The organism is Salinibacterium sp. NSLL17, assembly GCF_015864935.1.
GTDB lineage: Bacteria > Actinomycetota > Actinomycetes > Actinomycetales > Microbacteriaceae > Rhodoglobus.
Genome location: NZ_JADYWH010000001.1, coordinates 291,845 through 303,796 on the forward strand (window position 1 = coordinate 291,845; position 11,952 = coordinate 303,796).

Consider the following 11,952-nt stretch of genomic DNA (forward strand, 5'->3'; position numbering starts at 1 on the left):
GATCATTCCTTTGCTGTAGGTGATGCAGTGTCGGGCGATGCAGTGCGGGGTGATGCAGGTGTTGCGGGTGGTGAGCCCCCGGCAGAAACGAGTTCTGCCAAAGTCATATCGAGCAGGTCGCCGAAGACGCGACGGTGGGCTGCGCGAAGGGTGTCGAGATAGGGGAGAAGCCGGCTGGGGCCAGCGGTGGCGAGGCGACCGGCGGCGGCGAGTTCTGCGATCTCCACAAGCGCACGCCCGCCCACGCGGAACGATTCAAGCCACGGCCGCACCTCGGCGATGAGTTGCGGGTTTGCCACGGGGCCGTCGAGCAACCGGTCTGCGGCGCCGAGCATGGCTTGGGCAACCACGAGCAGGTCAGCGGCAGCAGTCGCGGCATCACCGTACTCCGACTCAAAAGTGAAGCGCTCGAGGGCCTCGCCCAGTACCGGCGCGTCGTCGGCCGAGAGGCACGAGGAACGAACCGTGTCAGCAAACAGACTGAAATCGTCGAGGTTTTCTGGACCAACGACATCCAGCAGCGCTTGCTTCCAGCTGGCTTCTGCGTCGTAGTTTTCGGGGTCGCGCAGGTAGTCGGCGACGGTGGCGAAGGGAATCTTGGATGACTCGAAGAGTTCCATGCCGTTAGCAATGATGCCCGTGGAGAAGCGGTGCAAGTGCGGATCGCGACCCTGGTAGGGGCCGATGTGGAGCTCGTGGCCCATCGCGACATCGTTCACCGGGTAGTTATCCCAGTAGGTAGCGGGGCGGCCGGTTGCCCGGGCGAAGACGGCAGCGTCGGCAAGATCGAGGGTGGCGGAGCAAATGGCGCGGCCGGTCCAGAAGAGGTCGATGCGCGGATCAATGCCGCGCCCAAGGCGAGTGATGTAGTCCTCGTCGCCGTAGCCCCAGTACTGCGTGGGACACACCGTGAGGTGGGTGTCGGCGTCGAACTGCGAAAAGACATTCCCAATGAGCGATTGGTGGGCGGTAACGAGATCGGGGAATGCTGCCACGTCGGCCGGATGCTGCAGCCGGACCGGGATGTCATCCAGAAGCAGTCCAAAGCTGGTGACGCCCAATTCGCGCACGGCGCTGAACTTGGCGAGCAGCATCTCGATGTCGTCGCTGCTTGAGTACTTCATGGTGAGCCCGGGGGAGAGGCAGTACATGAAGGTCATGTCGTTGTCGTCACAGCGCGTGATGAGTTCGGCGATGCGGGCGAGCTCGGCGCCAGCGTAGGGGGTGCGCCATTCGTGACGAACGAGCGGGTCATCTTTGGGCGAGTACACAAAGGTGTTCATGCCGCGGTTGCCGAGGAAGCCGATGAGATCGAGGCGTTGTTCATGGCTCCAGGGCGCGCCGTAGAACCCCTCGATGACGCCGCGAATGGCGAAAGCTGAGGAGTCGGAGCTGGCTCGGGAGCGTGGAGTCATGGTGTGGTTATCGTGGTGGTGAATTTGAGGTTGCTGGCATCGCCGCTGGTGGTGTTGCTGCTCTCGTAAATATCGGGAGTGACTCCGGCATTAACAGAGAGCTGGATAGCTTCAGCCATGACGGCGTTGAGAATGGCCGCTCCCACCACAGTAGAGGTGGCAGACACCCGGCTGCTCAACCCGGCGATGTCAACGGCCGCGTCGCCGACGGCGCCACCGTTATCGATCACGACGGTGGCGAGTTCGTGCAGTCGCGGCAGGGCTGTCGCTCGGGCCTCGGGGGAGGTGGCGTGCGTCAGGCTTGTGAGGGCAATGACGGGGGTGCCATTGGCCATCACCTGCTGCACGAGTTCAGACGTAACGGCGTTGCTGCCGGAGTTGGATGCCACGATCAGCACGTCATTCGCGGCGATGGGGTGATCGCGCAGCAGTGCCGCGGCGAGCCCGGGCAGTCGTTCGAGGGAGGTGCTGAGTGGGGCACTCGTGTGCAACATGAGGCCCTCGAAGAGCAGCGGCTGAACGTTGACGAGGCCGCCGGCGCGGTAGTAGAGCTCCTCGGCGAGCATGTGGGAGTGGCCGGTGCCAAAGATGTGAACCGTGCGGTGGTTGATAAGCACGTCAGCAACGAGGCGGGATGCCGCCACAATGTTCGGACCTTCATCGGTGGTCAGTCGCTCGATGAGGTGCGTCGCGCGCGCCAAGTAGCGCGCAGCTGGCGACTGCACATCGAGAGTCGGGGGGCTCGTGAGAGTCATGCGGGTGTTCCTTTTTTCCACACGTGGATGAGATCGCGATAGAGATTGTCGGTGTCGCCAGTGCCCAGCAGCAGCGCACCTTCGAGAGCGGACGCATCCGCCGGGCGGAATGACATGCCTTCACTGGCGAGATGCTCGACAAGGCGGGCGAAGAGGAGAGTGTTCGGTCCCAGCAGCTTGCCGCCAAGAGCCAGCGGGGCATCGATGCCCACCCACCGAACTCCGACACGAGCGGTAAGGAAGAGCTCGTAAGCCGCTTCGATCACAATGGCGTCGGCGGCGGCATCCCCCTCAGCTGCTGAAGCGAGCACGCCACGGGCGAACTGGGCAATGCGGTTGACCGGGCGGTGGGCGCTATGGAGGCGTGCGGCGATATTCGTGAGGCCATCGAAGTGTTCTGCTGCTCGCGCCGTCAGGGTGGTGCGTGGTCCGCGGCCGTCGAGTTCCTTGAGCACCGCAGAAATACCGCGACTGCCGATCCAGAACCCGCCACCGGCATCCCCTAGGAGATAGCCGTCGCCATCAACCGCGTGGGATTCTCCCGTGGGGCGCAGAGCGAGACAGGCAACGCCGGTGCCGGTGATGAGCGAGACGCCAGATTCGATGGAGAGTGCTCCGGCGTGGGAGGTGACGGTGTCATCCGCGATCCACACCTCGCTGGCTCCCGTGGTTGCTGCGACAAGTTCGGCGAGACGCGTGGAGGAGGCAGCATCCGCAGGGGACGTAGTGAGACCCATCACGACACGATCAACGGGCTCGAACTTGCCGTGTGCCCAGGCGCTCGCGACTGCGGCCGCAACCGTGCGCATGGTGTCGCCCTCAAGGCGGCTCACCCCATCGACTTCAACAGTGCCGGGCTGCGCACTGCTTTTGAGGCGGATTCCGGATTGGCCGCCATCGACAGCGAGAACCCGAAGCATTAGCTGTTCCGGGATTGTTCGGCCGAGAACGCGCCGCCTGAGACCTGGGCTGTGAGCTGGTACTTGTCGCCGCGATAGAAGCAATTGGCGATCATGATGATGTTTCCGCGGGCATCAGAGTCGACCATTCGGATGCGCAGGCAGGCCTGGTTTTCGGAGATCGTGAGCAGCTCGCGCACCCGCTCGTCGGGCAACACTGGCTCGATCGAAACATTGGCGGCACCGGGGGAGATGCGGTAACGGCTGCTGAGGAGTTCGTAGAGGGACCCGCCCAAGTCGCTGCCGTTGATGCCGGGAACGAGGGCTTGGGGAATCCAGACGGTTTCAACCGCCATCGCTTCGCCACTGCCCAAACGCAGGCGCGTGAAGCTGACGACAGGATCACCGGCGGCTATCCGCAATTGAGCGGAGATCGCGGCATCCGCTGGGGCCACCCGGTAAGCAAGAAGGCGGGCGCCCGGTTCAAGGCCGCGGTCACGCATATCTTGGGAGAACGAGGTGAGACCGAGCAAGCGCACGAAGGGCTGTGGGGTCACGTAGGTGCCTGAACCATGGCGTCGCTCGACGAGGCCTTCAGCGACGAGAGCGTCGACGGCGCGACGAATCGTCATACGCGCGACACCCCAGCGTGCACTGAGATCGCGTTCGCTTGGCAGGCTCTTGCCCACCTCTGTCGACGCTACGAGTTCTCGCAAGCGTGCTCTCAGGGTGTGTCTGGTGGATTCCTCGACAACGGTCACGCTCTCATTAGAGCCCATTTTCACTATCCCGGTAAAGAGGGAATTAGACCACTCCGGGGTACATTTGGCCGAAATGTGTTCGAAACATACAAGCAAATGGGCCCGGAAAGCCGGAGAGTACGCGGTCGACGCTGCCTCGTCTAGACCACTCCGTTGCCAACGTGAGACCTCGGAACTAGACCAGTTGACGCAGGCGATATGGTGAAACCATGAGTCACATTCGGCCTGCGGGTCTCTATGACCTCCCCGGCACCTACCGAGTCTGTCTTCAGACAGCGGATGCCGGGGCTGATGGGAGCGCTCTCTACGAGAATCCCGACCTCCTCGGCCACATCTACGTTGGCCCATATCTGGTCGGTGAGCCCGATCTCGCCTTCGTGATCGCGGACGAACTCGGAGTCGCCGGCTACGTTCTTGGCGCCGCAGACACCCGCCAGTTTGAGGCGTGGCAAGAACGTGAGTGGTGGCCGGTATTGCGCGCCCAGTACCCGGCGACGGCGGGCGATTCGCTCGACGATGAACTCATCTCGCACCTTCACTCTCCGGTGGAGGCCCCTGCGGCTGTCGTGGCCGACTATCCAGCGCACCTGCACATCGATCTTCTGCCGCGCGCGCAGGGGCAGGGCCTGGGGCGAACGATGCTCGAGACACTGTTCGAGGCGCTGCGCGCTCGCGGTGTGAGCGGCATCCATCTCGATGTGGGCGAAGATAATCACAATGCCATCGCGTTCTACCGCCACCTTGGTTTCACAGAACTTGCTCGGGGCGCCGACTCGATTTATCTGGGAATGGAACTGTCGTGATTCTGCCTGAACCGACTGCAACCCCGCTTCGGGGTGGACCAACGTTGCGCTGGGGCGTTCTTGCCCCGGGTGGGATTGCCACCGACTGGGTTGCCGCCATGCATGCCAACACCGATCAGCGAGTGGTGGCCGTCGCGTCGCGCTCTGCTGATCGTGCCGCAGAATTCGCCAGGAAGCACGGCATCGGGCGCAGCTATGGCAGCTATGACCAGCTAGTGGCTGACCCCGAGGTCGACATCATCTACGTTGCCGCGCCGAACGTTTTTCACCGGCCGCTGGCATTGCTCGCCATTTCGGCAGGCAAGCACGTGCTCATCGAAAAGCCGCTCGGCATCGATGCAGCGGATGCTCGCGTGATTGTGGATGCCGCCCGTGCCGCTGGCGTGTTCGCCATGGAAGCCATGTGGACGCGCTTCTTGCCGCAGACCACGATCATCGCGCAGCTCCTCGCCGAAGGGGAGCTCGGTGATCTGAAGGTCGTCACCGCCGACTTTGGGGCTAACTTTGGCGCCCCCGCCGGCCAGCCCGTGTTTGACCCGACCATGGGCGGTGGCTCGCTGCGCGACATCGGTATCTACCCGGTCTGGTTCTCTCGCTTCGCCCTCGGCGCCCCCACCGCGGCGTTCGCTCGGGGACGGATGCTCGACACGGGTGTTGATGGGCAGGCGGCCATGATTCTCGACCACGCCACCGGTGCCCAGGCTGTGTTGCACACGACCATGCAGGCCGACACCCCCACGGAGGCCCGCATCAACGGCACCCGTGCTCGCGTTGAGGTGCGCACACCGTTTTATGCGCCGAACGGGTTTGCGGTGGTGCGCGACGACGAGCGCACCGAGTTCACCGACGGCACCGGACTCCGCGGCCGCGAGGGGCTGTCGTTTCAGACGACGGCGATTGCCCAGCACATTGCGGATGGGCGCACCGAAGCCCCCGAGCATCCGTTGGATGTCTCACTAGAGATTCTGGAGACGCTCGACACGATGCGCGCCCAGATCGAAGCGATGGGCTAACTTTCTCAGGCGCACTCTCCCAATTGCGGGCCTCTAGTGGAGAATTGACGAATGGAATTCTCCTTCGCCTTCACGCCTGACCTCATCGCGGTCTTTCTCACACTCTTCGTCCTGGAAATTGTGCTCGGCGTCGACAACGTCATCTTCATTTCGATCCTCGCATCGAAACTGCCGAAAGATCAGCAGGCGAAGGCTCGCAACCTCGGCCTCACCCTCGCGATGCTCATGCGAATCGTTCTCGTGCTCTTTGCAGGCTGGATCATCACCTTGAAAGACGAAATTTTCGTCATCGGTGAGCTTGGCTTCTCGTGGAAAGACATCATCCTCATTGCGGGTGGCGTTTTCCTGGTCTACAAGGCCGTAACGGAAATACACCACAAACTTGAAGGCGACGAAGAGCACAGCTCTGGCGGGGGCAGGAAAGCGGTCACCTTCGGGTCAGTCATCGCGCAGATTCTGGTTCTCGACCTCGTCTTTTCGCTCGACTCCGTCATCACGGCAGTCGGTATGACAGAAAACCTCGTCATCATCATCACTGTGGTTGTGCTGTCGTTCGGCATCATGCTCTTCGCGGCCCGCTTTATCTTTACCTTCGTGAACCAGCATCCGACAGTGAAGATGCTGGCCCTCTCGTTCTTGCTCCTCATTGGAGTCTTCTTGATCGCCGAGGGATTCGGGGTCTACATTGACAAAGCTCTCATCTACGCGCCGATGGCGTTCGCGATTCTGGTCGAAGCTCTCAACTTGATCGTTGCGGCCCGGCGAGCGAAACGCGAGGAGCGTCGCCAGCGCCCCGTGGGCCTGCGCCCGCGGTACGCCGATGTCGACGAGTCGATCGCGGTGCACACTGCTCTCGAGGGCCGTTCCAGCGCCGGGTCGGTAGGGCTGTCAAAGAAGCCCGTTGAGGGATCCGTGGATTCCGAGACTGACGGCGTTCGCGATGAGCGCTCGGGTCTCGGATAGCGCTCAGGCCTCGGACAACGCTGCGGCCGCAAGTGCAGGCAGCAGGGGAGAACGCTGCCCCAAGCGGGCCATGCCGGTTCGGCGACACGGCCCGCGCGGCGGGGCTAGGCGGCCGCTTTTGCGCGCGACAGGTCGATGAACAAGTCCGTGTTGAACTTGTAGGCGGCCAGTACTTCGTTAATGACGCGGTCACGCTCGGCGTCATCCCACTCGACAGCATCGAGCTGGTCGCGATACGTGATCTTGAACTCTTTGGGCTTGGCGATCTGGTCGAAAAGGTAGAAGCCGACACCGTTGGTTTCGAACCCGAACTGGCGCTGCATGAGCGTGCGGATGACTTGGCCACCCGAGAGGTCGCCGAGGTAGCGCGTGTAGTGGTGGGCGATGAATCCGCCAGCCCAGTCCTGGGCAGCAACTGCGCGCACGCGGGCCGCATAGGCGGCGGCGGTGGGGAGGGGAGCGATCTGGTCGCGCCAGTCGGCGCCGATCAGAAACTCGAGGTCCGCTTCGATCGCGGGCAGGCGCGTGAGCTGCGAGGTGATGAAAGGCGCGGCAACGGGGTTGCTGGCGAAATGGTCAGCAGCGGCTTCAATGGCTTCGTAGATGAAGTAGTGCTGGGCCACCAACGCGATGTAGTCCTCGCGGGTTCCCTTTCCCGTCATGAGGTCTTTCATGAAGTCGGCGCCTTCGCTGTCTCCGTGGCTCGACCAGGTGCGCTCACGAAGTGCTTGCGAGAAAGGAATTACAGCCACGAGGTCTCCTAGAAGGGGGGTTAGGTTACCCTCACTCTAGCGAAGGCGAATTGGGCGAAACATCATCCGAAAGTTGGGTATTCGGCGGGACTGTATCGTGAGCACGTGAGTGCAACTGAACAACCCCGGGTGATGGCAACGACTAAGCAGTGGTTGGCGCTGGGGGTGCTGATGCTGCCGACTCTGTTGGTGTCGATCGACAACACCGTACTGAGCTTTGCCCTGCCGAGCATTGCCCGCGATCTACGCCCGAGCGCGGTTGTTCAACTCTGGATTGTTGACGTCTATCCGCTGGTGCTGGCCGCACTGTTGGTGGGGATGGGCAACCTTGGCGATCGCTTTGGCCGCCGTCGGCTGCTGCTCGTCGGCGCTTCGGGGTTCGGCATCGTTTCGGTGCTCGCGGCCTTCGCTCCCGACGCCACGTCGCTTGTTCTCGCTCGCATTCTGCTGGGCGTCTTCGGCGCGATGCTGATGCCCTCGACGCTGTCGTTGCTTCGCTCGCTGTTTGCGGATCGCCGTCAGCGGCGCCTCGCGATCGCGATTTGGGCCGCCGGGTTCTCGGCGGGTTCTGCCATCGGGCCACTCGTCGGGGGAGTGCTGCTGGAGAACTTCTGGTGGGGATCGGTGTTTCTCGTCGCCGTACCGTTCCTGCTGCCGCTGCTGATCTTCGCGCCCGTTTTGATTCCCGAATCGAAGGATCCCACCCCCGGGCCGTTTGACCTGAGCAGCATCCTTTTGTCGATTCTCACGCTCGGCCCGGCGGTGTACGCGATCAAAGAACTCGCTACCGAGGGCGTGGGAGTGCTGCCCATTGCCCTGTTAGCAATTGCGGCGCTGTCCGGCGTTTTCTTTGTGCGCCGGCTGCTGGGGCAGGCCAACCCCATGCTCGATATGCAACTCTTTCGCGTGCCCTCCTTCAGCGGTGCCGTGCTCGTGAACCTCGTGAGCGTCTTCTCGTTGCTCGGTCTGCTTTTCTTCCTCACCCAGCACCTTCAGCTTGTGGAGGGATTGAGCCCGTTCGACGCTGCTCTCGCTCTGACGCCCGGCATTCTCGTGATCATTGTGGCGGGGCTCGTTGTGGTGCCGCTCGTGCGTTTCGTGCGGCCGGGCTATCTGATGGCGGGCGGCCTCACGCTGTCGCTGCTTGCGTACGGCTCCATCGCGCTGACTGGTAGCGATGCCACGGTGCTGAGCTACATCGTGGCGTTCTGTGTTCTCGGTGCCGGAATCGGTTCGGCCGAGACCCTCTCGAACGACCTCATCATTTCGAGCGTGACGCCAGACAAAGCGGGGGCGGCATCCGGAGTCTCAGAGACCGCCTATGAACTTGGCGCAGTGCTGGGAACCGCGGTATTAGGCAGCATTTTGACGGCGTCGTACCGTTCGACGATCGACGTTCCCCAGGGCCTGAGTGCTGTGGATGCGACCGCCGCGCGTGAAACGTTGGGCGGTGCCGTAGAAGTTGCGTCCACGCTTCCCGGAGGGCTTGGCGAAGAACTGTTGGAGTCAGCGCGTCACGCCTTCGATTCAGGCGTAGTGGCCACATCGTGGGTTGCCGTCGGCCTCATGGCTGTTGCTATCACAATCACTCTGGTGACCTTGAGGTCAGTGCGGAGCTAGTGACCTTCGTGGCTGGGAAGGTCGAACATGTCGTCAACGCCTTCGTCAACGCCCTCGTCAGTGCCTTCGTCAGTGGGAACATCGCGCTGCGGAGTGAATGAGCCATCGTGTTCGCCATGGGGCTGGGCATAGATTCCAGCCTCCGTGGCAGCAAGAGCAGGGGTCGTCAGGGCAGCGACTGCAAGGGCGCCAACCGTGAGAGCGATGAGGTAGCGCCCAGCACTGGGTGCTGACGCAGTGGCGTTCGAGCCTTCACGAGTTCGACGAGAGTGGAGCGCTAGGGTGCCCGCCACAAAAAGTTGGAACATGGCGGCGATTCCCCACGGCACGACATCCAGGGACGCACCGAGCGCCGGATTCTGGAAGACGGATGCTGCGGTGAGCAGCAGGCCCCAGGCAACAAGCGGCGTCACCGCTACGACCATGGCGATGCGCACAAACGGCAGTGCGTCGCGGGTGAAGGCCAGAATGCCCCACCCGAACTCGACGACACCAAGAATGGCGAGAGGGATGCCCAGCGCGAGAGGGGAACCGATCACGAGTGCAACATGGATTAGGCCGGTGCCTACTGCGGCAAAAGCGATCCAGGTTCGGGTAATTGCGGACATGACGGTTCTCCTCTCGGTGCGTGATCTGGGACTAGTGGTGCGAGTTATGCGGTGACGCTAGATGCACGCTTGTCGGCACCGAGGCCAACAGCAAGCAGGACGACGGCGCTGGCAAAGTGCAGCACGTTGTCAGCAGCGTTCAGGGCCAAGATGTTTAGCGCAGAACCTACGAGAAAGAGACCGAGGAAGCCGAGCGCCAAGTAAGCAAAACCGACTACGGAGTTCACGGTTCGGGCAGCCTTCACGTTGGAGAGGCCAGCCAGCAGCAGGGCAGCTCCAATAAGGAGGTGAGCCACGTTGTGGAAGATGTTCACTTCGAACAGGCCCAGCAGCAGTCCGCCCTCAGTGGCGAAGAATCCGACACCGTTCGTGACGGTGAAGCCGAGCAGTCCGACGAGAATGTAGACCGCGCCGAAAACTGTTCCCAGCAGGCGGTTAGGTGATTTAGTCATTACAGTGCCTCCTCTGCGCAAACCTTGTGTTCGCGCGGTTGACTCTTATTCGTAGCCCTCGCCGAACTGGTTTGGAGCGCGAATTAGTGAGTCGGAGAGGATTACGCGCTCACGCCGGTCACGCGGCTGTCGGCACCGATGCCAACGAGCAACAGCACGACGGCGGCCGCAAAGTGCAGAACGTTGTCGGCGGCATTGAGCGCCAGAACGTTGAATTCTGACCCGACAAGCAGCAGCCCGGCGAAGCCAAGGATGAGAAGGGCGAAGCCCAATCCGGAATTGACCGCGCGCGCCGCAGTCCGGTTCGAGAGCGCTGCCAGCACCAGAGCCGCGCCAACCACTAGGTGGATAACGTTGTGGAAAACGTTCACTTGGAACACGCTGGCGAGCATTCCGCCCTCGGTCGCGAAGAAGCCAGCTCCGCCGCTGACAGTGAAGCCGAGCAGACCAAAGAGAACAAAGAATGCTCCGACGATGGCTCCGAGCATGCGGTTGGGTGATCGGGTCATGATTGTTCCCCCTTGTGCGCACACTAGGTGAGTGCGCATCGTGTGCTCTCTATTCGTAGTCGCTTCGAGCAACGCGCGCTAGGGGGAGGGGGAGGTGAATTTTCTTCCCAGGAGTGATTGAGCGTGTGATTCCTCCTGTTTTGTTCAGTGGGCGACCTAAAAGACTTCATGGTGCAAGTAATGATCTAGGCAGGATGGTTAGTTCGCGCCAGCGCTGTGACAGAGTTCGAGGTGAGGATGCGCCCCTTTATGCTGAATGAATGGATCCTGTGAGTGCCGATGACGCTGCGCCCAAGTGGCTGGCCAGTGGTGAGGTCGGCCGTGCGCCGGCTGCTCGCCTGGGAGTTGCCGTCGTTCGTGAGCTTGTAGATTCGATCGTCACCGAGAAGGTTCCCTCGGGCACCACCCTGCCTCCCGAAGGCACCCTGAGCTCACACTTCGGCGTGAGCCGCACGGTTATTCGCGAGTCTGTAAAGCGGGTTGAAGAAAAGGGTCTGGTGACCGTCGCACAGGGTCGCGGAACCACCGTCAACCCGGCAAGTGCGTGGAACATGCTTGACCCGGTCGTGCTGTCGTCGCTCGTCGACAATGACGACACTCTCGGAGTGCTCGACGAACTCGCGGTAGTGCGCGGAAGTCTTGAATCATCAATGGCCGGTGCTGCTGCCACGCGCCGCACTGACGACGACCTTGCTGCCCTTCGTGCCCTTGTGGAACGGATGGAAGCCACCCTCAGCGACGCCGAAGAGAACAACCAGGCAGACGCAGAATTTCATCGCCTCGTGATGGAGCAGTCGGGCATCCGCTTGGCAGCAAACATCACGGGAATCCTTTTCGACCGCGCGCTCTCGAGCAACCGATTTGTGGGTGAGCGCGCCGATGAAGGCTCACTCCGCGTCACGCTCGCCGAGCACGTTGCCGTCTTGGATGCCATCGAGAGCGGAGACAGCAAATCCGCGTCTGAAGCGATGGCTACCCACATCGCGCGCGCGTGGCTGCGTCTCCGCCCCACTGCATCCTGACCTTCGGTCGCTGTGAGTCCCACCTTGCGGGCAGATCACCAATCGCGAGGGCTGGCTAGTGGGGGCGAGCCGGCACGCCGAGCTTTTCGCACGCGGCATCGTAGAGCTTCACGATCTCGTGGCGGATCTCCGCGCGCTCGGTGATCTCCGTGCTCCACGGCACGGTCACGTGATGTTCGATGCCGTCGACATCCGAATACTGCCACGTTCCCTCGGTGCCATCGAGCGACACCATGGCCGCAGAAATGGCGGAGGATTCCGCGAAGGCGCGCACAATGAGCAAGTTGTCATCGTTGTGGTCGCTGTTCATATGGGCGAGTACTGCGGACACAATTTCTTCACTGAAAGTAGTCACGGCTCTACGGTAGCTGGGAGTCGCC

At 62.1% G+C, this 11,952-nt stretch carries 14 protein-coding genes; 5 read left to right on the forward strand and 9 right to left on the reverse strand.

All coding sequences use genetic code 11. The annotated features are described in order from the left end of the window. Nucleotides 1-2: 2 nt before the first annotated feature. The 4 genes from I6E51_RS01460 to I6E51_RS01475 are packed head-to-tail and all read right to left on the reverse strand — an operon-like array spanning nt 3 to nt 3,830. Nucleotides 3-1,415 (reverse strand): protein O-GlcNAcase, encoded by a 1,413-nt coding sequence (locus I6E51_RS01460; protein ID WP_197109188.1) that lies wholly within the window; start codon nt 1,413-1,415, stop codon nt 3-5. Then, complete coding sequence (locus I6E51_RS01465) at nt 1,412-2,170, reverse strand: SIS domain-containing protein (RefSeq protein WP_197109189.1); 759 nt, start codon at nt 2,168-2,170, stop codon at nt 1,412-1,414. The genes I6E51_RS01460 and I6E51_RS01465 overlap by 4 nt, the downstream gene beginning before the upstream one ends. Then, a complete protein-coding gene (locus I6E51_RS01470; protein ID WP_197109190.1) occupies nt 2,167-3,090 on the reverse strand; it encodes an N-acetylglucosamine kinase in 924 nt (307 codons plus the stop codon). Before I6E51_RS01470 ends, I6E51_RS01465 begins: the two co-directional genes overlap by 4 nt. Further along, complete coding sequence (locus tag I6E51_RS01475; RefSeq protein WP_307783762.1) at nt 3,090-3,830, reverse strand: GntR family transcriptional regulator; 741 nt, start codon at nt 3,828-3,830, stop codon at nt 3,090-3,092. Before I6E51_RS01475 ends, I6E51_RS01470 begins: the two co-directional genes overlap by 1 nt. Nucleotides 3,831-4,039: 209 nt before the next feature. Between I6E51_RS01475 and I6E51_RS01480 the strand changes: the two genes are divergently transcribed. Genes I6E51_RS01480 through I6E51_RS01490 form a run of 3 tightly spaced genes read left to right on the forward strand, consistent with a single transcriptional unit; the run spans nt 4,040 to nt 6,609 of the window. Then, nucleotides 4,040-4,633 carry an N-acetyltransferase gene (locus tag I6E51_RS01480; protein WP_197109191.1) on the forward strand — a complete coding sequence of 198 codons (594 nt, stop codon included), beginning with the start codon at nt 4,040-4,042 and terminating at the stop codon, nt 4,631-4,633. Continuing rightward, a complete protein-coding gene (locus tag I6E51_RS01485; protein WP_197109192.1) occupies nt 4,630-5,646 on the forward strand; it encodes a Gfo/Idh/MocA family protein in 1,017 nt (338 codons plus the stop codon). Before I6E51_RS01480 ends, I6E51_RS01485 begins: the two co-directional genes overlap by 4 nt. Nucleotides 5,647-5,697: 51 nt before the next feature. Further along, entirely contained in the window at nt 5,698-6,609 is a 912-nt protein-coding gene (locus I6E51_RS01490) for a TerC family protein (RefSeq protein ID WP_197106830.1), read from the forward strand. Nucleotides 6,610-6,713: 104 nt separating this feature from the next. Here I6E51_RS01490 and I6E51_RS01495 read toward each other — a convergent pair whose 3' ends face one another. After that, a complete protein-coding gene (locus I6E51_RS01495) occupies nt 6,714-7,361 on the reverse strand; it encodes a heme oxygenase (biliverdin-producing) (RefSeq protein ID WP_197109193.1) in 648 nt (215 codons plus the stop codon). A 132-nt stretch (nt 7,362-7,493) separates the two neighbouring features. On the opposite strand from I6E51_RS01495, the gene I6E51_RS01500 reads away from it, so the two are divergent. Next, complete coding sequence (locus tag I6E51_RS01500) at nt 7,494-8,981, forward strand: MFS transporter (protein WP_197110108.1); 1,488 nt, start codon at nt 7,494-7,496, stop codon at nt 8,979-8,981. On the opposite strand, the gene I6E51_RS01505 is transcribed toward I6E51_RS01500, so the two are convergent. From I6E51_RS01505 to I6E51_RS01515, 3 genes are all read right to left on the reverse strand, one after another. Further along, a complete protein-coding gene (locus I6E51_RS01505; RefSeq protein WP_197109194.1) occupies nt 8,978-9,589 on the reverse strand; it encodes a hypothetical protein in 612 nt (203 codons plus the stop codon). The genes I6E51_RS01500 and I6E51_RS01505 overlap by 4 nt on opposite strands. A gap of 44 nt (nt 9,590-9,633) precedes the next feature. Beyond that, a complete protein-coding gene (locus I6E51_RS01510) occupies nt 9,634-10,041 on the reverse strand; it encodes a DUF4383 domain-containing protein (RefSeq protein WP_197106827.1) in 408 nt (135 codons plus the stop codon). A gap of 101 nt (nt 10,042-10,142) precedes the next feature. Next, nucleotides 10,143-10,550 (reverse strand): DUF4383 domain-containing protein, encoded by a 408-nt coding sequence (locus I6E51_RS01515; protein WP_197106826.1) that lies wholly within the window; start codon nt 10,548-10,550, stop codon nt 10,143-10,145. 260 nt (nt 10,551-10,810) lie between these two features. Between I6E51_RS01515 and I6E51_RS01520 the strand changes: the two genes are divergently transcribed. After that, nucleotides 10,811-11,572: a FadR/GntR family transcriptional regulator gene (locus I6E51_RS01520; RefSeq protein ID WP_197109195.1), complete on the forward strand. Its 762-nt coding sequence runs from the start codon at nt 10,811-10,813 to the stop codon at nt 11,570-11,572. Nucleotides 11,573-11,627: 55 nt separating this feature from the next. Here I6E51_RS01520 and I6E51_RS01525 read toward each other — a convergent pair whose 3' ends face one another. Next, nucleotides 11,628-11,927 carry a DUF2470 domain-containing protein gene (locus tag I6E51_RS01525; RefSeq protein WP_197106821.1) on the reverse strand — a complete coding sequence of 100 codons (300 nt, stop codon included), beginning with the start codon at nt 11,925-11,927 and terminating at the stop codon, nt 11,628-11,630. Between the last annotated feature and the right edge of the window lie 25 nt (nt 11,928-11,952).

Excerpts from the sequence above, each read along its gene's own strand:
- I6E51_RS01500 (WP_197110108.1), top strand. The coding sequence starts at position 7,494 with ATGGCAACGACTAAGCAGTGGTTGGCGCTGGGGGTGCTGATGCTGCCG.
- I6E51_RS01470 (WP_197109190.1), bottom strand. The coding sequence starts at position 3,090 with ATGCTTCGGGTTCTCGCTGTCGATGGCGGCCAATCCGGAATCCGCCTC.
- I6E51_RS01520 (WP_197109195.1), top strand. The coding sequence starts at position 10,811 with ATGGATCCTGTGAGTGCCGATGACGCTGCGCCCAAGTGGCTGGCCAGT.
- I6E51_RS01480 (WP_197109191.1), top strand. The coding sequence starts at position 4,040 with ATGAGTCACATTCGGCCTGCGGGTCTCTATGACCTCCCCGGCACCTAC.
- I6E51_RS01460 (WP_197109188.1), bottom strand. The coding sequence starts at position 1,415 with ATGACTCCACGCTCCCGAGCCAGCTCCGACTCCTCAGCTTTCGCCATT.
- I6E51_RS01505 (WP_197109194.1), bottom strand. The coding sequence starts at position 9,589 with ATGTCCGCAATTACCCGAACCTGGATCGCTTTTGCCGCAGTAGGCACC.
- I6E51_RS01490 (WP_197106830.1), top strand. The coding sequence starts at position 5,698 with ATGGAATTCTCCTTCGCCTTCACGCCTGACCTCATCGCGGTCTTTCTC.
- I6E51_RS01510 (WP_197106827.1), bottom strand. The coding sequence starts at position 10,041 with ATGACTAAATCACCTAACCGCCTGCTGGGAACAGTTTTCGGCGCGGTC.
- I6E51_RS01465 (WP_197109189.1), bottom strand. The coding sequence starts at position 2,170 with ATGACTCTCACGAGCCCCCCGACTCTCGATGTGCAGTCGCCAGCTGCG.
- I6E51_RS01515 (WP_197106826.1), bottom strand. The coding sequence starts at position 10,550 with ATGACCCGATCACCCAACCGCATGCTCGGAGCCATCGTCGGAGCATTC.